Here is an 18912-nt window from a genome sequence, read left to right as displayed (position 1 = left end):
AGTAGCTCAGTTGGTAGAGCGCAACCTTGCCAAGGTTGAGGTCGAGAGTTCGAGACTCTTCTCCCGCTCCAGTTTTCAAGGTGGGCCGCAAGGCGCATCCAAGCAGTTCCTCTGGCGAGGTAGCAAAGAGGTTATGCAGCGGCCTGCAAAGCCGTTTAGACGGGTTCGATTCCCGTCCTCGCCTCCAGATGAAAAAAATAGCCCACTTTCGAGTGGGCTATTTTTTTGTCTGCGCTCTCGCCAGACTTTGCCCGCTGTGCATCTTGTATAATGCCGGCAAGCTCAGCCGCGCCGCCTGGCGCCTTGATGAAACTTCCCCTTTCCGCCAGACCGATGTAGTCACTGACGACTTTCCTGCTCCGTTCAACCTCAGCGCAACTTTTCTGTGACGCCCGCTGGCTTGGCTGCGCCTGGTTATTTTTCATCAGGCCGGCATTTCTCTGTTCCGACTTTGGATACGCATCAATGATCAACGCAACTTTTCGGGAAGAGTGGTTCTCGAACATACAAAAAAACGTCCTGGCGGGCCTGACCACCTCGTTCGCGCTGGTGCCGGAATGCATCGCCTTTGCCCTGGTGGCGCAGTTGAATCCCCTGATGGGCCTGTATGGCGCCTTCATCATCTGCGCATTCACGGCCATCTTTGGCGGGCGCCCCGGCATGATTTCCGGCGCGGCCGGTTCCATGGCCGTCGTCATCGTGGCGCTGGTGGCCCAGCATGGCGTGCAATACCTGCTGGCGACCGTGGTGCTGAGCGGCATCATCATGGCGCTGTTCGGCCTCTTGCGCCTTGGGAAGTTGATACGCATGGTGCCCTACCCGGTGATGCTGGGCTTCGTGAATGGCCTGGCCATCGTCATCGCCATGGCCCAGCTGGAACACTTTCGCCAGGCCACGCCGCAGGGTGAACAATGGCTGCAAGGCACGCCCTTGTATGCGATGGGTGCGCTGGTGCTGCTCACCATGGCCATTGTCTACGTGTTGCCGCGCATCACGCGCGCCGTGCCGCCCGCGCTGGTGGCCATCCTGGGCGTGGGCGTGCTCAGCCATTTCCTGCACCTGCCCACGCGCACCCTGGGCGACCTCGCGCATATCGCCGGCGGCTTGCCGGCCCTGCATTGGCCCACGGTGCCGCTGGACATGGCCACCTTGCACATCATCTTTCCGTATGCGGCGCTGATGGCCATGGTGGGGCTGCTGGAAACCTTGCTCACCTTTAATCTCACGGATGAGATAACGGAAACGCGGGGCCAGCCCAATCGCGAATGCATCGCCCTGGGCGCCTCGAACGTCGTGTCGGGCCTGTTTGGCGGCATGGGCGGCTGCGCCATGATCGGGCAGACCATGATCAACCTGAGCTCGGGCGGCCGCTCGCGCCTGTCGGGCGTCACGGCCGGCGTGATGATTTTATTGTTCATCCTGTTCCTCTCGCCGCTGATCGAACGCATTCCGCTGGCCGCGCTGGTGGGCGTGATGTTCGTCGTGGCGCAGCAGACGTTTGCCTGGGGTTCCCTGCGCGTGCTGGGCAAGGTGCCGCTGCAGGATGCGCTGGTGATCGTCGCCGTGACGGTGATCACGGTGTTTACGGACCTGGCGATGGCGGTGCTGTGCGGCATCGTGATTGCCGCCTTGAATTTTGCCTGGCAACATGCGCGCGAGATGCGCGCCGACATCGATGATGGCAGCTCCGGCGTGCGCGTGTACCTGCCGCACGGCACCCTGTTTTTCGCCTCGACCACGCATTTCCAGGAACTGTTCCAGCCGGCCGCCGATCCGGCCCGCGTCATCCTCGATTGCCGGCATCTGCACATGGCCGATCACTCGGCCATCGCCGCCATCGAAGCCTTGTATGAGCGCTACGACAAGGCCGGCAAGCACCTGCAGGTGACGCATCTGTCCGCCCGTAACCAGGCCTTGCTGCAGCGGGCCGGGGTGGATGTGAGCGTGGCGTAAAATATGGGAAAGTCTGCTCCGCCCGATTTCTCGGGATGGGCGGAATTGTCGAATGTCTGTGGAGTGTGAATGCTGTCGTACGAACAAGAACAATTATTGCAACAAAGCCAGACGGCTTTTGATGCCTACTATGACGCGCTGGGTGCGTCGCTGGTGAGTTTTGTCGAGCGCCTGGGCATCCAGCCCGCGCACGAAGTGCTGAGCAACGCGGCCGAGTACCTGCCGTACATCGATGCGGCCATGCGCACCATCGTCATCCGCGACGAGAGCTGGCAATGGGTGAAGACCATGCTCGGCTACTTTATCGGCGAATACTTCGTGCAGCGCCATGCGGGTTGCTGGTATGTGGAAACGCGGGCCGAATCGCCGCATTTCTGCCGCATCATGGTAGGCGGCTTCGAGCATGGCTTGCCGATGGACGCCGCCATCGATCCGGAGGCGCTGGCGCTGGCATTTCTGGGGCAATCCGCGCCGCGCGAGCTGGCGGCACTGATCGCCACAGCGCAAGCCGGCGCGGCTTGATGCCGCGCGGCTTGCAGCAGCTTTAAAACTCTTCCCACTCGCCTTCGGCAGGTGCCGTTGCCTTGCCGCTGGCGCGCGTCGCGGGCAGGCGCAGGGCAGGGATGGAGGCCTTGCGGACTGGCGCTGCCGGGGTTGCCGGCGCGCTGCGCTGCGCCGCCTTGGCGCTGAAGCGGTCGGTGGCCGCCGCGTTGGCGTCCAGGCGGAACACGCTGACCACCTGTGCCAGTTCGCTCGCCTGTTCCTGCATCGCTTCTGCCGCTGCCGAGGCTTCTTCCACCAGGGCCGCATTTTGCTGGGTCACCTGGTCCATTTCGGAAATGGCCTGGTTGACTTGCTCGATGCCCGCGCTTTGCTCTTCGCTGGCGTTGCTGATCTCGCTCATGATGGACGTGACGAAGCCGATGCTTTGCACAATTTCTTCCATCGTCTTGCCCGCCTTGTCGACCAGGTCCGTGCCCACGTCGACCTTTTGCACGGAATCGTCGATCAAGCCCTTGATTTCTTTTGCCGCCGCCGCCGAGCGCTGCGCCAGGTTGCGCACCTCGGTTGCCACGACGGCGAAGCCGCGGCCCTGTTCGCCGGCACGCGCCGCTTCCACGGCCGCGTTCAAGGCCAGGATGTTGGTCTGGAAGGCGATGCCGTCGATGACGGAGATGATGTCGACGATTTTCTTCGACGAGGTATTGATCTCGCCCATGGTGGCGACCACTTCGGCCACCACGGCGCCGCCACGACTGGCGATGCCGGCCGCGTCGCCGGCCAGCTTATTCGCCTGGCGCGCGTTGTCCGCATTCTGTTTCACGGTCGAGGTCAATTCTTCCATCGACGAGGCCGTTTCTTCCAGCGAACTGGCTTGCTGTTCCGTGCGCGACGACAGGTCCTGGTTGCCGGCGGCGATTTCCGCGGACGCCGTGGCGATGGTGTCGGTGCCGCTGCGCACCTGGCCCACGATGCCGACGAGGCTGTCGTTCATGGTTTTCAGGGCGTGCATCAGCTGCGCCGTTTCATCGCGGCCCTGCACCGTGATGGTGCTGCTCAGGTCGCCAGCTGCCACGGTTTCCGCCACTTTCACGGCGTCGCGGATGGGGCCGGTGATCGAGCGCGTGATCCACCACGCAAAACCGATGCCCATCAGCACGGCCAGCACGCCCATGGTGATCAGGAAGATGCGCGTGCCGCTGTAAGCCTCGATGATGCTGGCGCCGACGCCGTCGGCAGCCTTGATCTGCATGCCGGCAAAGCGTTTCACTTCGGCCAGGTAGGCCACGGTGATCGGTGCGACTTCCTTCTCGAATACGATCTTGGCACCGGCTACGTCGCCGTCGGCCTTCATCTTGAAGGCGCGCGCGCGCGTCGTCACGTAGTCGGTGCGCACCTTGCGCACGACCTTGAACTGCTCGATCACGGCCGGGTTGAGCAAGGAGGCGATGATGTCGTCCTGCAGCTTGCTGGAACGTTCCGCATCGACCTTCAGGTCTTCCTCGATCTTGGCGCGCACGACAGGATCGGTGATTTCGAACGAGGCGACGCCGCGCACGCTGTTGAGTTCGATGATCTTCGACCATTCGGCCACCATGCGCTGGTTCTTGATGCTGGTATTGATCAGGCGGTAAGTCAGGTCGCTGGCCGTTTGCATGCGCACGAGGGCGGTGATGGTCAAGGCAGCAAGCAACAGCAATACGACAGCAAAGCCGACGCCAAGGCGGCTGCCGATGTTCAGGTTTTTCATGTAATTCCTAACAGTTTAATAGTCATGATCGCCGCCGCCAGCAGGGGCGGACAGGCGCCGCAAGGCGCAGGGGATCGGGGTCTTCGGGTGCCGCGTGATGGCTGTGCGGCGCGCCGCGCTGAGCGTGGCGTTGGAGGTGAAGCAGGGGGCATGCCGGTCAGGCTGACCGTTGCCCAGCAAGCCGCAAGTATAGCATTGACGCACGGAAATAGTTTCTTACGGCAATTTTAATTATTTTTTGATATTGATTTCCTGTTGCTTTTTTACATCAAGTCCCTCGTCCATAAGTACTATCACTTACATTCCGCCTTACTTTTTCCATTCGCGGCTGATAAAATACTAATGATAATCATTCGTATTAAACCATTGACCAGGGAATTGTATGCAGCAACGTCGCAAGCCAGGATGCAAACCGATCACCATCGCCGTACTGGGCGCCTTGACCTTCGGCGCCACGCCATTGGCGGCATGGGCGCAGGAAAGCATGCCCGCCGTCACCGTGACCGCGGCCAAGGACAAGGATGGCTATGTCGCCGCCACCTCCGCCAGCGGCACCAAGACGGAAATGGCCCTGCGCGACGTGCCGCAGACGATCAACGTGGTGCCGGCCGCCGTGATCCGCGACCAGAACGCCATGTCGATCCAGGACATCATGAAGAATATCCCCGGCGTGGGCCTGTCCACGGGCGACGGCCAGCGCGACCAGGTGTTCATCCGCGGTTTCACGGCCATCGGCGACCAGTTCGTCGACGGCTTCCGCGATGACGCCCTGTATTTCCGCGACCTGTCGAACGTCGAGCGCCTGGAAGTGATCAAGGGGCCGGCCGCCGTGCTGTACGGCCGCGGTTCCTCGGGCGGCCTGGTCAACCGCATCACCAAGAAGCCGGGTATCGATATCACGGACGTGGCATTGAGCCTGACGAATACGGCAGGGCGCCGCGGCGAAGTCGATGTGGGCCGTGTCGGCGAGACGGTGGACTGGCGCGTCACGGGCGCGCGCGAATTGTCCGACAGCTACCGCGACCAGCAATTCATCAACCGCACGGCGCTGGCGCCTTCCTTGGCCATCCGCCTGTCGGGCGCGACGAAACTGCTGCTGCAGGGCGACTACCTGGAAGACCGCCGCCTGACGGACTTCGGCATCCCGTCCTACCAGGGCCGTCCCGTCGCCGTCGATGCGGGCACCTATTATGGCGCCGCGAATGCCCGCGATGCCGATTTCAGCCAGTCGCGCGTGGTCTCCACGGCCGCCACCCTGACGCACAAGTTCAGCGATAGCTTGTCGCTGCGCAATGCCTTCCGCTATTACGATTACCACCTGGACCGCAACAACACGAATATTTCCGGCAACGTCAACGAAGTCAAGGGCACGATGAACCTCGGTCACGCCAAGCTCAACCGTGACGAGAGCGGCTGGTTCAACCAGACGGAACTGACGCAAAAGCTGGTCACGGGCAGCCTGCGCCACGAAGTGCTGTACGGCGCCGAGTTCGGCAAGCAGAACAAGGATGCCAGCAGCTGGGCCGCCATCGCTGTATCGACACCTGCGAAACCCGTGTCGATTTTCCATCCCGTGCTGCCCTTGGTCGACCGGACCAAGCTGGGCGCGCGCAGCGATACCTTCGGCACCTATGACACGGCCGCCGCCTACGTGCAGGACGCCATCAGTTTCAGCGACGAGTGGAAGGCGCTGGCCGGCCTGCGCTACGACCGCTACAAGCAGCAGTCGCGCCTGGCCAATGCGCTAGGCGTGACGACGGCGGACCTGTCGCGCACGGATTCGGCCTACAGCCCCCGCGCCGGTCTCGTCTGGCAACCGGGCGCTGCGCAGTCGTACTACGCGTCGTGGAGCCGTTCGTTCCAGCCCAGCGGCGAGAACTTCGCCCTGGCCGCGAATAATGCCGACCTGGCGCCGGAAACCACGCGCAACACGGAAGTGGGCGCCAAGTACGACCTGTGGGGCGGCCGCGCCAACGCCACCGTCTCGCTGTTCCGCCTGGAGCGCGACAATATCAAGACCAGCGACCCGATCACCAACCGCATCGTGCCCGTCGGCACGCAGCGCACGGATGGCCTGGAGCTGACCTTCAATGCGGACTTGCACGATGGCTGGAAAATGATGGCCGGCTACGCTTACCTGGATGCCACCATCACCGATTCCATCGCCAAGGACAAGAGCGTCAATGTGCCAGGCAGCACCGTCGCCAGAGAAGTGCCGGTCAAGGGCAAGCGCGCCACCTTGACCGCGCGCAATACGGCCAACCTGTGGCTGACGAAAGACCTGGGCCACGGCTACACGGTGGGCGGCGGCGCGAATGCCGTCGGCAGCCGTTTCGCCAATGCGGGCAACACGGTGGTCTTGCCCGGCTACGTGACGGCCGACGCCATGGCCTCGTACCGCACGGGCCGCTATGAAGTGCAGCTGAACATCAACAATATCGGCGACACGCGCTACATCGTTTCCGGCCACGGTTCCAGTCCGAACCTGAGCTTGCCGGGCGCGCCGCGCAATGTGGCGCTGACTTTGCGCTACAGCCTGTAATATTTGCCGACTCCCTCAAAACCCGCTCGCGAGCGGGTTTTTTCATGCCCGCCCATTTAGAGGAAGTATTCGGTATGGATAAATTAATGTTGACTGCGAGTAATTTTTTCCGGCGGACTGAGCCTTGACTGGGTTTGAGGGGTAAAATACGCGTCATACGGCACGGGCATGGTGCTTATATCTTGGTGATATGACACTGTCATGACGCCGTATGACTTTTTATTTACTCACATCATAGAGGTCTGATATGGTTCAGATATCCAGGCGCCAGTTCCTTCGGGTAACTGGCGCCACGATTGCTGGCTCCAGCCTCGCCTTGCTCGGTTTTGCGCCGGGGCAGGCGATGGCAGAAGTACGGCAATACAAGCTGGCTCGCACGACCGAGACCCGCAATACCTGTCCTTACTGTTCCGTTGGCTGCGGCGTTCTGCTGTATGGCCTGGGCGATGGCGCGAAAAACGCCGTCTCCAGCATCATCCACGTGGAAGGCGATGCCGATCACCCGGTGAACCGCGGCACGCTGTGCCCGAAAGGCGCCAGCCTGGTCGACTTCATCCACAGCCCGAACCGCCTGAAAGTGCCCGAATACCGTGCACCGGGCGGCACGGAATGGCAACCGATCTCCTGGGATGTGGCGCTCGACAAGATCGCGCGCCTGATGAAGGATGACCGCGACGCCAACCTGATCGAAAAGAATGCCGACGGCAAGACCGTCAACCGCTGGCTCTCCACCGGCATGCTGGCCGCGTCCGCCGGCAGCAACGAAGTCGGGTATCTGACCCACAAGACAGTGCGCAGCATGGGGATGCTGACCTTTGATAATCAGGCGCGTGTATGACACGGACCGACGGTGGCAGGTCTTGCCCCGACGTTTGGCCGTGGCGCGATGACGAATCATTGGGTCGATATCAAGAATGCCGACGTGATCCTGGTCATGGGCGGCAATGCAGCAGAAGCACATCCTTGCGGATTCAAATGGGTAACGGAAGCGAAGGCGCATAACAAGGCCAAGCTGATCGTTGTCGATCCGCGTTTTACCCGTACCGCATCCGTGGCAGATTACTACTGCGCCACGCGTACCGGCACGGACATCGTCTTCCTCGGCGCGATCATCAATTATCTGCTGACGAACGACAAGATCCAGCATGAGTACGTGCGCAACTACACGGACATGCCTTTCATCGTGCGCGAAGACTATGCGTTCGAGGACGGCCTGTTCTCGGGTTTCGACAAGGAAAAAGGCAAGTACACCAACAAGGCCACCTGGGATTACGAGATCGGCGACGACGGCTACGCCAAGGTCGACCCGACCCTGGAACACCCGCGCTGCGTCTACCAGATGATGAAGAAGCACTACGCGCGTTACACGACCGAGATGGTCGAACGGACGTGCGGCGTGTCGGCCGACAAGTTCCACAAGGTGGCGGAAGCTTTGGCTTCGACCGCCGTGCCGGGACGCGCCGGTACCATCCTGTACGCGCTGGGCTGGACGCACCACTCGACGGGCGCGCAGACCATCCGCACGGGCGCCATGGTGCAGTTGTTGCTGGGTAACATGGGGATCGCGGGCGGCGGCATGAACGCCTTGCGCGGCCACTCGAACATCCAGGGCTTGACCGACCTGGGCCTGATGTCGAACCTGTTGCCAGGCTACATGACCTTGCCGAACGAGGGCGAGCAGGATTTCGACGGCTATATCGCCGCGCGCGCCACCAAGCCGCTGCGGCCGAACCAGCTCAGCTACTGGAGCAATTACCGCAAGTTCCACGTCAGCTTCATGAAGACGTGGTGGGGCGACTTTGCCACGGCCGAGAACAACTACGCCTTCGACTATCTGCCGAAACTCGACAAGCCGTATGACTTGATGCAAGCCATCGAGAACATGCACCAAGGCAAGATGACGGGCTATATCTGCCAGGGCTTCAATGTGCTGGCGTCCGCGCCGAACAAGCAGAAGGTCACGGAAGCGCTGGCTAAGCTGAAGTTCCTCGTCATCATGGATCCGCTGGCCGTGGAAACGGGCGAATTCTGGAAGGCGCACGGGCAATACCACGAAGTCGATCCCACCAAGATCATGACGGAAGTGTTCCGCTTGCCAACGAGCTGCTTCGCCGAAGAACGCGGTTCGCTGGTGAGCTCTTCGCGCGTGCTGCAGTGGCACTGGCAGGCGGCCGAACCGCCGGGCCAGGCGCGCAGCGACCTGGAGATCATGTCCGGCCTGTTCCTGCGCATGCGCAGCATGTACAAGAAAGAGGGCGGCAAGTTCCCCGATCCTATCGTCAACCTGACGTGGAATTATGCGCAGCCGCATAACCCGCAGCCGGAAGAAATCGCCCGCGAATTCAACGGCAAGGCGCTGGCCGACTTGTACGATCCGAAAGATCCGACCAAGCTGCTGGTGAAGAAGGGCGAACAGCTGGCCTCGTTTGCGCAATTGCGCGACGACGGCACCACCACCAGCGGTTGCTGGATCTTCGCCGGCAGCTGGACGCAGGCGGGCAACCAGATGGGACGGCGCGACAACAGCGACCCGACCGGCATCGGCCAGACCCTGGGCTGGGCCTGGGCGTGGCCGGCGAACCGCCGCGTGCTGTACAACCGCGCCTCGTGCGACTTGAAGGGCAAGGCCTTCGATCCGACCCGCAAGTTGATCGAGTGGAATGGCACGAACTGGAGCGGGGCCGATATTCCCGACTTCAAGGTCGACGAACCGCCGGAAAACGGCATGGGGCCGTTCATCATGCTGGGCGAGGGCGTGGCGCGCTTCTTTGCGCGCGGCGCCATGGCCGAAGGGCCGTTCCCCGAGCATTACGAGCCGTTCGAAAATCCGCTGGGCTACAACCCCATGCATCCGAAAAACCCGCAGGCGACCAGCAATCCGGCCGCGCGCGTGTTCGCCGATGACCGGAAAATGTTCGGTACGCATGAGGAATATCCGCATGTGGCCACCAGCTACCGTTTGACCGAGCATTTCCATTACTGGACCAAGCATGCGCGCCTGAATGCCATCATCCAGCCGCAGCAATTCGTTGAAATCGGCGAAGAGCTGGCCAAGAGCATCGGCGTGGTGGCTGGCGGCGAAGTGCGCGTCAGTTCCAAGCGGGGCCACATCATCGCCAAGGCCGTCGTCACCAAGCGCATCAAGGCGTTGATGATCGAGGGCAAGCCGGTGCATACCGTCGGCCTGCCGCTGCACTGGGGCTTTACGGGCGTGGCCAAGCCGGGGTATCTGATCAATACCCTGACGCCGGGCGTGGGGGATGCGAATTCGCAAACGCCGGAATTCAAGTCCTTCCTCGTGAAGGTGGAAAAAGCATGATGGGAGCTCAATAATGGCACTGCAATCCTTAGATATCCGGCGCCTGTCGGCGACCACGGTAACGCCGCCGCAGGCGCGCAGCCCGGTGACGGGCACCGTGGCCAAGCTGATCGATGTGTCGAAATGCATCGGCTGCAAGGCTTGCCAGACGGCGTGCATGGAATGGAACGACTTGCGGGACGAAGTCGGCGAAAACCATGGCACCTATGACAATCCGACGGACCTGACGCCGCAATCGTGGACGGTGATGCGTTTTGCCGAACACGAAAACAACGACGGCAACCTCGAGTGGCTGATCCGCAAGGATGGCTGTATGCACTGCGAGGACCCGGGCTGTCTGAAAGCCTGTCCGGCGCCGGGCGCCATCGTGCAGTACACGAACGGCATCGTGGATTTCCACCAGGAAAACTGCATCGGCTGCGGCTACTGCGTGGCCGGCTGTCCTTTCGACGTGCCCCGCATTTCGAAAAAGGACGACCGCGCCTACAAGTGCACCTTGTGCTCGGACCGCGTGGCCGTGGGCCAGGAACCGGCCTGCGTGAAGACCTGCCCGACGGGCGCCATCGTCTTCGGCACCAAGGAAGACATGAAGGTGCATGCGGAAGAGCGCATCGTCGACCTGAAGTCGCGCGGTTTCGAGAACGCGGGCCTGTACGATCCGCTGGGCGTGGGCGGCACGCACGTGATGTACGTGCTGCACCATGCCGACAAGCCGAAGCTGTATTCGAACTTGCCGGAACGCCCGCGCATCAGCCCGATGGTGGGCTTCTGGAAGGGCTGGTCCAAGCCGCTGGCGGTGGCCGGCATGGCCGCGACGGCGCTGGCGGGCTTCTTCCATTACACGCGTGTCGGTCCGAACGAAGTGAGCAAGGAAGAAGAGCACGAGGCTTTGGAAGAAGCCAGGCGCATCCGGGAGGAACATAATGAGCCACAGTGACCTGCATGATGGAAAGCTGCGCGACAAGGATGGCAATCCCTTGATCGAACGCTACAACCCGAACGAGCGCACGAATCACTGGGTGACGGCCATCACCTTCGTCATGCTGGCCCTGTCCGGCCTGGCCATGTTCCATCCCTCGATGGCGTGGCTGGCGAACCTGTTCGGCGGCGGGCAATGGACGCGCATTTTGCATCCGTTTGCCGGCCTGGTGATGTTCGTCTCGTTCGCGATCCTCGTGGTGCGCTTCTGGCACCACAACAAGTTCGAGGACGGCGACAAGCAGTGGCTGAAACAGATGGATGACGTGCTCAACAACCGCGAGGACAAGCTTCCGAAGATCGGCAAATACAATGCCGGCCAGAAGATCCTGTTCTTCGTGCTGCTGTTCTGCATGGTGGGCTTGCTGCTGTCGGGCATCGTGATCTGGCGCGCGTATTTCGCGTTCTATTTCCCGATCGGCGTGGTGCGCTTTGCCGCCTTGCTGCATGCCGGTTGCGCATTCGGCATCATCTGCGCCATCATCGTACACATCTACGCGGCGATCTGGGTCAAGGGCTCGGTCGGCGCCATGGTGCGCGGCACCGTCACCTATGGCTGGGCGCGCAAGCACCATCCGAAGTGGTTTGAGGCGGTGGTACGCAACAGCAAGGATTAAGCTGCCGTAAGCGATACCCTGCTGCAAGAGCCGGGGCCGGTCCCACAGGATCGGCCCCTTTCTCTTTATCGATTAAAATACTTTTACATCCCCTTTTTTGATGGGAACTCCATTGGTACAACGTATTCTTCAGCCAGGCGAAATCGAAGGCCTGGACCACAACGCGATTCCGCGCCTGCTGCTGCCGCAGCCTGACAGCCTGTTTACGGCGCGTGCCTTGCGCTTGCGCGAACTGGCGCAGGGCAATATCAAGGGCATCCCCGTCGACGCGGGCATGCAGGGCTATCTGGTGCTGATGGCCGCGCTGGCCGATGCGCAGGCCGCCGTGGTGGGAAAACTGGCGCCCGGCGCCGTGCCTGCCGCCGACCCCGATGCGCTGCGCCGTGCCATCGCCCACCGCATGCCGGTGTTGCCCGTCAGCGGCGCCCGTCCGCCCGTCTGGCGCGACATCTTTGCCAGCCTGCTCGATGAACTGGCCGCCACGGCGGCACGCCAGCCGGCCCTGTCCGGCGGCCTGACGCAGGTGCTGGCGCAACTGCGCGCGCTCGACGCGCCAGCGCTGGACGCCTGCGCCGATGCCGTGCTCGATGAAAACGGCGACAACCTCAATCCCATGCACGCGCCGTTCGTCGCGGCCGCCCTGCAAATCCTGTGGTCGGTGTCGGCCAGCGAACTGCGCGCCGCGCGCGTGCCGGACCTGGAAACGGGCACCCTGTGCCCCGTCTGCGGCTCGCACCCCGTCGCCAGCGTGATCCGCATCGGCGGCCAGTCGCAGGGCTACCGCTACCTGCATTGCGGCATCTGCGAAAGCGAATGGCATATGGTGCGCGTGAAGTGCTCGACCTGCGAACAAAATGGCAAGATCGCCTACCAGGGTCTCGATGCGGCCGACGCCGCGCCGTTCGACCCCGTGGCGGCGAAGGACGACAAGTTACCCAACAAGGCGAATGACCCGAAGAAGGTGGCGCGCGCGGAAACCTGCGACGACTGCCATACCTACCGCAAGGTCTTCAACCAGGAACACGATTACAACGTGGAACCGCTGGCCGACGACCTGGCCAGCCTGATGCTCGACCTGCTGGTGGGCGAAGCGGGCTACCAGCGCGCCAGCGGCAATCCGCTGCTGTGGCTGGGGAAGGGCGAAAGCGGCGAGGGCCAGCAAGCATGACGACGGGGCAGACCGTGCGCCTGCCGTCGGTGGACCGCATCCTGGGCGACGCGGCTTGCCTTGAGCTGATCGCCGCATACGGCCGCGCGCAGACCCTGGCCTGCGCGCGCTCCGTGCTGGCCGACCTGCGCACGGCCATGCTCGCCGGTGCAGTCTGCGAAGAGGGCGCGTCAATCGCCGCCATCGTCGCGCAGGTGGACGAACGGCTGCAATCGCAAGCGCACCCGCGGCTGCGCCCCGTGTTCAACCTGACGGGCACCGTGCTGCACACGAACCTGGGCCGCGCGCTGCTGCCCGACGCCGCCGTGCACGCCGTGGTCGAGGCGCTGCAGTGGCCGATGAACCTGGAATTCGACCTGGAAACGGGCAAGCGCGGCGACCGCGACGACCTGGTCGAGGAACTGCTGCGCGAACTGACGGGGGCCGAAGCGGCCACCATCGTCAACAACAACGCGGCCGCCGTGCTGCTGATGCTGAACACTTTGGCGCAGAACAAGGAAGTGATCGTCTCGCGCGGGGAACTGGTGGAAATCGGCGGTGCCTTCCGCATCCCCGACGTGATGACGCGCGCGGGCGCCGTGCTGCGCGAAGTGGGCAGCACCAACCGCACGCACCTGGCCGATTACGCGAATGGCGTGAATGAAGACACGGCCTTGCTGATGAAGGTCCATTGCAGCAATTACGCGATCACGGGTTTCACGAAAAGCGTGGCGCTCGACGAACTGGTGCCGCTGGCGGCGCAACACGCGATTCCCACGGCCGTGGACCTGGGCAGCGGTACCCTGGTCGACCTGGCGCAGTACGGCTTGCCGCATGAAACGACGGTGCGCGAAACCATCGCGGCGGGCGCCGACCTGGTGACCTTCAGCGGCGACAAGTTGCTCGGTGGTCCGCAGTGCGGCGTCATCGTCGGCCGCGCCGACCTGATCGCGCAAATCAAGCGCAATCCCTTGAAACGCGCACTGAGGGTCGGCAAGCTCACCCTGGCGGCCCTGGCCCCCGTGCTGCAGCTGTACCGCGCGCCGGACTTGCTGGCCGAACGCCTGACCACCTTGCGCCTCTTGACGCGCCCCGCCGCCGCCATGCGCGCGCAGGCGCAAACCCTGCTGCCGCAGTTGCAAGGCGTGCTCGGTGTCGCCTATGTGGTCACGGCCGAAGCCATGCAAAGCCAGATCGGCAGCGGCGCCTTGCCCGTCGACCAGCTGCCCAGCTTTGGCCTGGCCATCCGCAGCGCCCCCGGCTCGCGCCTGAGCAACCCATTGGGTGTGCTGGAACAGCGCCTGCGCGCCTTGCCTTGCCCCGTGATCGGCCGCATCGGCCAGGACACGCTGTGGCTCGATTTGCGCTGCCTGGACGCGGCGCACGAGACGGCCTTCATCGCGCAGCTGGCCGGGTTGTCCGCATGATCGTCGGCACCGCAGGCCATATCGACCATGGCAAGACGACCCTCACGCGCGCGCTGACGGGCGTGCACACGGACCGGCTGAAGGAAGAGCAGGCGCGCGGCATCTCGATTGAACTCGGCTACGCCTATCTGCCGCTGGCGGACGGCACGGTGCTGGGCGTGATCGACGTGCCGGGCCACGAAAAATTCATTCGCACCATGGCGTCCGGCGTGACGGGCATCGACTTCGCCCTGCTGGTGGTGGCGGCCGACGATGGCATCATGCCGCAGACGCACGAGCACCTGGCCATCTTGCAGCTGCTGGGCGTGACGCGCGGCGCCGTGGCATTGACCAAGATCGACCGCGCAGACAGCGCCCGCGTGGCGCAGGTGGAGGCGGACATCGAGGCGCTGCTGGCCGGCACGCCGCTGGCGGGCAGCCCGATCTTCCCCACCGCCGCCCATCGCGACAGCGATGGGGGCGTGGCGGCCTTGCTGGCGCACCTGACGCAGGTGGCGCGCAGCCTGCCGCAACGCGACGAGCGCCGGCTGTTCCGCCTGGGCGTGGACCGCGTGTTCACCTTGTCGGGGCAGGGCACCATCGTCACCGGCACGGCGCTGGCGGGACGCGCACAGGTGGGCGACAGCCTGCAGCTGGCGCCCGGCGGCGCGCCGGCGCGCGTGCGCAGCATCCATGCGCAGAACCGCGCGGCCGAGACGGGCATGGCGGGCCAGCGCCTGGCGCTGAACCTGGCCGGCATCGACCGCGAACGCATCGAACGGGGTAACTGGATCGTCGCGCCGGCACTGGCGCACTGCTCCGAGCGCCTCGACGTGGAACTGACGCTATTGCCCGACGCCGGCGTGCAGCTGAAAGCCTGGTCGCCGCTGCACGTACACCTGGGCGCCGCGCACCAGCTGGCGCGCGCCGTCATGCTCGATGGCGAAACCCTGTCGCCGGGCCAGACGGGCAGGGTGCAGCTGGTGTTCGACGCTCCCATGCACGGCGTGCCGGGCGACCGTTTCGTCGTGCGTAATGCGCAGGCGACGCAGACGGTGGGCGGCGGCATGGTGCTCGACCCGTTCGGCCCCGCGCGCAAGCGCCGCAGCCCGGCGCGCCTGGCCTGGCTCGATGCCTTGGCCGCGTTTGTGGCGCAGGGCGACTATGCGGCCCTGCTGGCGCAAAGCCCGCTGGGGCTGCGCGAGTCGCTGCTGGTGCGGCTGTCGCTGCTGCCGGCGGACGCCATCGCGCTGCCGCCCGACACGCGTCGCATTGCCCTGCGCGGCGACGACGCCCTGCTGCTGGCGCCAGCAGCCTTGCTGGCGCTGCAAGAGCGGGTGCTGGCCGCCCTGGCGGTGTTCCATGCGCGCGCCCCCGACGAGGCGGGGCCGGAACTGTGGCGTTTGAAACGCATCGTCGACGCGGAGATGGAAGACGCCTTGTGGAGCCGCCTGATCGAAGGCTTGCTGGCGCAGGGCGGCATCCTGGCGCGCGGCGCCAGTCTGCACTTGCCGACGCACAGCGTGGAACTCACGCCGCAGGAGCAGGCGATGGCCGAGCCCTTGCTGGCCGCGCTGGAGCAGGGGCGTGCCGATCCGCCCTGGACGCGCGACCTGGCGCGCGACTTCGGCCTGGCCGAGGACGACACGCGCCGGCTCTTGCGCAAACTGGCCAAGGCAGGGCAGATCAGCCAGGTGGTGCACGACCTGTTTTATCACCAGGCGGCGCTGGCCGGGCTGGCGCAGCTGGTGCGGGAACTGGCGCGCCAGGCGGAAGAGGATGCCGGTTTGCCAGCCGGCAATGGCGCCGTGGGCGCGGCCACTTTCCGCGATGCCAGCGGCCTGGGCCGCAAGCGGGCGATCCAGGTTCTGGAGTTCTTCGACCGCGTCGGTTATACTCGCCGTGTTGGCAATGGGCATTTGTTGCGTCCGCAAGCATTGTGGTCCTACACCGCAGCCTTGCCCAACGACTAGCTCAGGCACCGCGGAAAGCACACTCATCCGGTGATGTGGCCGGGCTTCAAACCCGGTGGAGGGCGTCAGACGTTCTCCCGTAGGTTCGACTCCTACTGTTTTCCGCCACTTGTCTTTCTCGCCATCTTCCCCCTCGCATGATGATCCCGGCGTTGGCCCTGAGCCACGTTACGGAAAAATAATGGTTTAATTGATAACGTTCGGCCATGGCTGGCGGGGGCCGATGATACCATCGGGCAGGTGGCAGGGATGCGTATCCCCTGTGGTAGAAGAAGGCAAGCATGAAACAAGCAAGCATGGCATGGCTGCTGGCGGCGCTGTTGCTGCCGGTGGCGGCCGGGGCGGCGGGCCTGCGTATCGTCGGCGAGCATTTGCCGCCGTCGAGCATGATGGAAGGCAATGTCGTCGTAGGACGCGAAACGATGAAGGTGCGCGAGATCATGGCGCGTGCCGGCGTCGGCTATACGATGGAACTGCTGCCGTGGAAGCGCGCGTATGCGCAGGCGCTGCGCGAGCCTGATACCTGCATCTTTTCCACCACCCGCACGCAAGAGCGCGAAGCGCAATTTCGCTGGATCGGCCCCCTCAACGAAGCGGAGTGGATACTGTATGGCCTGGCCGAGCGGCATCTGGCGCTGCGCACCCTGGCCGATGCGCGCGGCCTGGTGATCGGCACGGTGCTGGGCGACGCGCGCGACGATTACCTGCGCCAGCACGGCATGAACGTGGCGCCCGTCACGCAGGAGTGGCTCAATCCGCAAAAGCTGCTGCTGGGGCGCATCGACCTGTGGGCCGTCGGCCTGGCGGTGGGCAGCAAGCCTTTCGTCGGCAAGGAGTGGGAGGGCAAGGTGGTACCCCTGCTGACCTTCAACCGCGTGCAGACTTACCTGGCCTGCAACCTCAAGGTGCCCGAGGCGCAGGTGGCCGCCATGCAGCGGGCGGCGGCGGCCATGCGCCGCGACGGCAGCATGGCGCGCGAACAGCTGCGCTGATTGCGCCGCTTCAGCTTTCCAGCCACTGGCGCACGCAGTTGCGTCCTTCGCGCTTGGCCTGGTACAGGGCCTGGTCCGCATGGCTGTAGGCCTTGTCGAACGGCGTGCCGGCGCGGTTCCAGCTCAGGCCCACGCTGATGGTGATGGCGCGCGTGATGGGCGCCGCATGGCGCTGGCGGCCGACCGTCTCGCAGATGCGCTGCGCCACTTGCGCCGCCTCGTCGCGCGAAGAGGTGGGCCAGACCACGGAAAACTCTTCCCCGCCGACCCGGCCGATGGCCGTTTCCTGTCCCAACAACCCTTTTAGACAGTCGACCACGGCCTGGATCACGCCGTCGCCGGCCGGGTGACCGAAGTCGTCGTTGACTTGCTTGAACAGGTCGATATCGAGCACGATCAGCGCCATGTCGCCCTGCGCCAGGCAGCGCGACGCATGGTCGATCACGGCGCCGCGGTTCAGGGCGCCCGTCAGCGGGTCGTGCGTGGCGCGGTATTCGAGCTGGCCGGCCAGGGTCTGCAACTGGCGGTTCAGCAGATGCATGTCGCGCTCGGCGCGGTCGCTGCGGCCGATCAGCCGGCGCGTCTCGCGCATCAGCCGCTCGTAGTGAACGATCAGTTCACCGAGCACGCGGCGCTGCGCCTCGCCGCTGGCGTGAAGGTCGGCGTGCATGCGGCGCGCGGCAGCCAGCGCCGCCGCTTCCACGGTGAACAGGTCGGGTTCCGGTCCGGCCTCGGAGATGGCGGCGCGCATGCCCTAGCTGCCCTGCACGGGATGGTCGTGGAAGTCCAGCGCCGTAAAGTCCTGCTGCAGCTCCTGGCCGAATTCCAGGATGGTGTCGTCGTCCTCGTCGTGATACCAGTTCAGGCGCACCTGGTTGCCGTCCACGGCCGCCTGGTTCAGAGTGTCGAACAGGGTAAACAGCATCTTCGTGCTGGAGCTGTTGAAGTAGGCCAGCGAGACGTTGACGGTGATGGCTGCTGCGCGGCAGTCTTCCAGGTAGGCGCGCACGGCGGCGATCAGCGGGCCATAGAAGGCGGCCGCGTTTTCCGGATACGACTCGCCCTTGATCGACAGGGTGTGCTGCTCGAAACGGAAGTCGATTTCGGGCGAACTCGGGGTCGCGGCGATGAACAGTGGTGACGGTAATTGCATATGCTTTCCTGAGTCGGCTCTTTCAAATGATGGCTTTGATGCAGAAGATGGTGTGGCCAGGCTCCTGTGGGTCCTGGACGAATTCGAATTCCAGCGGCTCGCTGGCGTCGCGCGCCATGGTCAGAAAACCCAGGCCCGCGCCCTTGCTGTCGGACGGCGCTTCCTCGCGCAGGGCCTTCTTGTAGGCGAGGCGGATTTCTTCCATCGTCATCGTGTGCAGCGGCTCCAGGCGGGCGCGGATCTGCGCCACGTTGTCCGTCGAGACGGGGTTGGCGCACAGCAGGAAAAAGCTGTCGCCGCGCGTGCCGATGCAGAATGAGCCGCGCCGCATCTGCTGGTCCAGCTGCGCGTCGGGCGTCAGGCTGTCGGCCGAATAATGCATGATGTTTTGCGACATCTCGATGAACGAGGAAAAGATGCGCCGCCGCGTGGGCCCGGCCGCGCCGGCCGTATCGAGGCGCGCCTTGATGGTTTCGGAAATGGCGCTGACCACGTGCTGCGAGAAATAGCCCACGTAAAAAAAGATGATGTTGCGCTTGCGCGCCACATCCCAAAACTCGTTGAATTCTTCGTACAGCACG

The 18912-nt window shown here is 64.0% G+C and carries 15 protein-coding genes and 2 tRNA genes; 12 read left to right on the top strand and 5 right to left on the bottom strand.

Translation table 11 applies throughout. From position 1 onward, the window contains the following. Positions 1-113 precede the first annotated feature (113 nt). Positions 114-187 (top strand) — tRNA-Cys (locus AC07VH_RS08895). On the opposite strand, the gene AC07VH_RS08890 is transcribed toward AC07VH_RS08895, so the two are convergent. Continuing rightward, positions 156-425, bottom strand: a complete 270-nt coding sequence (locus AC07VH_RS08890; RefSeq protein ID WP_494787259.1) for a hypothetical protein — start codon at positions 423-425, stop codon at positions 156-158. The two genes, AC07VH_RS08895 and AC07VH_RS08890, sit on opposite strands and share 32 nt — an antisense overlap. Positions 426-465: 40 nt before the next feature. Here AC07VH_RS08890 and AC07VH_RS08885 point away from each other — a divergent pair, with 40 nt between their 5' ends. Further along, entirely contained in the window at positions 466-1953 is a 1488-nt protein-coding gene (locus AC07VH_RS08885; protein ID WP_494787258.1) for a SulP family inorganic anion transporter, read from the top strand. 69 nt (positions 1954-2022) lie between these two features. After that, on the top strand, positions 2023-2475 hold the full coding sequence (locus tag AC07VH_RS08880; RefSeq protein ID WP_494787257.1) for a hypothetical protein: 453 nt from the start codon (positions 2023-2025) through the stop codon (positions 2473-2475). Positions 2476-2497: 22 nt separating this feature from the next. Here AC07VH_RS08880 and AC07VH_RS08875 read toward each other — a convergent pair whose 3' ends face one another. Beyond that, the gene (locus AC07VH_RS08875; protein ID WP_494787256.1) at positions 2498-4204 is read right to left on the bottom strand and encodes a methyl-accepting chemotaxis protein; all 1707 of its coding nucleotides are present in this window, start codon (positions 4202-4204) and stop codon (positions 2498-2500) included. Between the two features lie 382 nt (positions 4205-4586). Between AC07VH_RS08875 and AC07VH_RS08870 the strand changes: the two genes are divergently transcribed. The 9 genes from AC07VH_RS08870 to AC07VH_RS08830 all read left to right on the top strand — a co-directional run bounded on the left by AC07VH_RS08870 (position 4587) and on the right by AC07VH_RS08830 (position 17178). Beyond that, positions 4587-6746 carry a TonB-dependent receptor gene (locus AC07VH_RS08870; RefSeq protein ID WP_494787255.1) on the top strand — a complete coding sequence of 720 codons (2160 nt, stop codon included), beginning with the start codon at positions 4587-4589 and terminating at the stop codon, positions 6744-6746. 247 nt (positions 6747-6993) lie between these two features. Continuing rightward, a complete protein-coding gene (gene fdnG / locus AC07VH_RS08865) occupies positions 6994-10065 on the top strand; it encodes a formate dehydrogenase-N subunit alpha (protein ID WP_494787254.1) in 3072 nt (1023 codons plus the stop codon). A 13-nt stretch (positions 10066-10078) separates the two neighbouring features. Then, positions 10079-11002 (top strand): formate dehydrogenase subunit beta, encoded by a 924-nt coding sequence (gene fdxH, locus AC07VH_RS08860; protein WP_489630427.1) that lies wholly within the window; start codon positions 10079-10081, stop codon positions 11000-11002. Further along, positions 10989-11660 carry a formate dehydrogenase subunit gamma gene (locus AC07VH_RS08855; RefSeq protein WP_489630428.1) on the top strand — a complete coding sequence of 224 codons (672 nt, stop codon included), beginning with the start codon at positions 10989-10991 and terminating at the stop codon, positions 11658-11660. The genes fdxH and AC07VH_RS08855 overlap by 14 nt, the downstream gene beginning before the upstream one ends. A 100-nt stretch (positions 11661-11760) precedes the next feature. Then, positions 11761-12828 carry a formate dehydrogenase accessory protein FdhE gene (gene fdhE, locus AC07VH_RS08850; RefSeq protein WP_489630429.1) on the top strand — a complete coding sequence of 356 codons (1068 nt, stop codon included), beginning with the start codon at positions 11761-11763 and terminating at the stop codon, positions 12826-12828. After that, on the top strand, positions 12825-14234 hold the full coding sequence (gene selA / locus AC07VH_RS08845) for an L-seryl-tRNA(Sec) selenium transferase (protein ID WP_494787253.1): 1410 nt from the start codon (positions 12825-12827) through the stop codon (positions 14232-14234). The genes fdhE and selA overlap by 4 nt, the downstream gene beginning before the upstream one ends. Beyond that, positions 14231-16186, top strand: coding sequence for a selenocysteine-specific translation elongation factor (gene selB / locus AC07VH_RS08840; protein WP_494787252.1), 1956 nt, complete (start codon positions 14231-14233; stop codon positions 16184-16186). Before selA ends, selB begins: the two co-directional genes overlap by 4 nt. Before the next feature lie 12 nt (positions 16187-16198). Then, positions 16199-16294 (top strand) — tRNA-Sec (locus AC07VH_RS08835). A 173-nt stretch (positions 16295-16467) separates the two neighbouring features. Then, positions 16468-17178, top strand: a complete 711-nt coding sequence (locus AC07VH_RS08830; protein ID WP_494787251.1) for a substrate-binding periplasmic protein — start codon at positions 16468-16470, stop codon at positions 17176-17178. Positions 17179-17188: 10 nt separating this feature from the next. Here the strand turns inward: AC07VH_RS08830 and AC07VH_RS08825 are convergent, their stop codons facing one another. The 3 genes from AC07VH_RS08825 to AC07VH_RS08815 are packed head-to-tail and all read right to left on the bottom strand — an operon-like array spanning position 17189 to position 18911. After that, entirely contained in the window at positions 17189-17929 is a 741-nt protein-coding gene (locus tag AC07VH_RS08825) for a GGDEF domain-containing protein (RefSeq protein WP_494787250.1), read from the bottom strand. 3 nt (positions 17930-17932) lie between these two features. Continuing rightward, entirely contained in the window at positions 17933-18331 is a 399-nt protein-coding gene (locus AC07VH_RS08820) for a DUF1987 domain-containing protein (protein ID WP_475415322.1), read from the bottom strand. A gap of 22 nt (positions 18332-18353) precedes the next feature. Continuing rightward, positions 18354-18911, bottom strand: a complete 558-nt coding sequence (locus tag AC07VH_RS08815) for a SiaB family protein kinase (RefSeq protein WP_070222302.1) — start codon at positions 18909-18911, stop codon at positions 18354-18356. Position 18912 lies beyond the last annotated feature (1 nt).

Source organism: Janthinobacterium sp. GW821-FHT03C10 (assembly GCF_059420865.1).
The sequence above is the reverse complement of the archived record's forward strand: the minus strand, read 5'-3'. Positions and strand labels throughout refer to the sequence as shown.

What these genes read in the sequence shown, in the direction of transcription:
- AC07VH_RS08890 (WP_494787259.1), bottom strand. Translation starts at nt 425, where the DNA reads ATGAAAAATAACCAGGCGCAGCCAAGCCAGCGGGCGTCACAGAAAAGT.
- AC07VH_RS08885 (WP_494787258.1), top strand. Translation starts at nt 466, where the DNA reads ATGATCAACGCAACTTTTCGGGAAGAGTGGTTCTCGAACATACAAAAA.
- AC07VH_RS08880 (WP_494787257.1), top strand. Translation starts at nt 2,023, where the DNA reads ATGCTGTCGTACGAACAAGAACAATTATTGCAACAAAGCCAGACGGCT.
- AC07VH_RS08875 (WP_494787256.1), bottom strand. Translation starts at nt 4,204, where the DNA reads ATGAAAAACCTGAACATCGGCAGCCGCCTTGGCGTCGGCTTTGCTGTC.
- AC07VH_RS08870 (WP_494787255.1), top strand. Translation starts at nt 4,587, where the DNA reads ATGCAGCAACGTCGCAAGCCAGGATGCAAACCGATCACCATCGCCGTA.
- fdxH (WP_489630427.1), top strand. Translation starts at nt 10,079, where the DNA reads ATGGCACTGCAATCCTTAGATATCCGGCGCCTGTCGGCGACCACGGTA.
- AC07VH_RS08855 (WP_489630428.1), top strand. Translation starts at nt 10,989, where the DNA reads ATGAGCCACAGTGACCTGCATGATGGAAAGCTGCGCGACAAGGATGGC.
- fdhE (WP_489630429.1), top strand. Translation starts at nt 11,761, where the DNA reads ATGGGAACTCCATTGGTACAACGTATTCTTCAGCCAGGCGAAATCGAA.
- selA (WP_494787253.1), top strand. Translation starts at nt 12,825, where the DNA reads ATGACGACGGGGCAGACCGTGCGCCTGCCGTCGGTGGACCGCATCCTG.
- selB (WP_494787252.1), top strand. Translation starts at nt 14,231, where the DNA reads ATGATCGTCGGCACCGCAGGCCATATCGACCATGGCAAGACGACCCTC.
- AC07VH_RS08830 (WP_494787251.1), top strand. Translation starts at nt 16,468, where the DNA reads ATGAAACAAGCAAGCATGGCATGGCTGCTGGCGGCGCTGTTGCTGCCG.
- AC07VH_RS08825 (WP_494787250.1), bottom strand. Translation starts at nt 17,929, where the DNA reads ATGCGCGCCGCCATCTCCGAGGCCGGACCGGAACCCGACCTGTTCACC.
- AC07VH_RS08820 (WP_475415322.1), bottom strand. Translation starts at nt 18,331, where the DNA reads ATGCAATTACCGTCACCACTGTTCATCGCCGCGACCCCGAGTTCGCCC.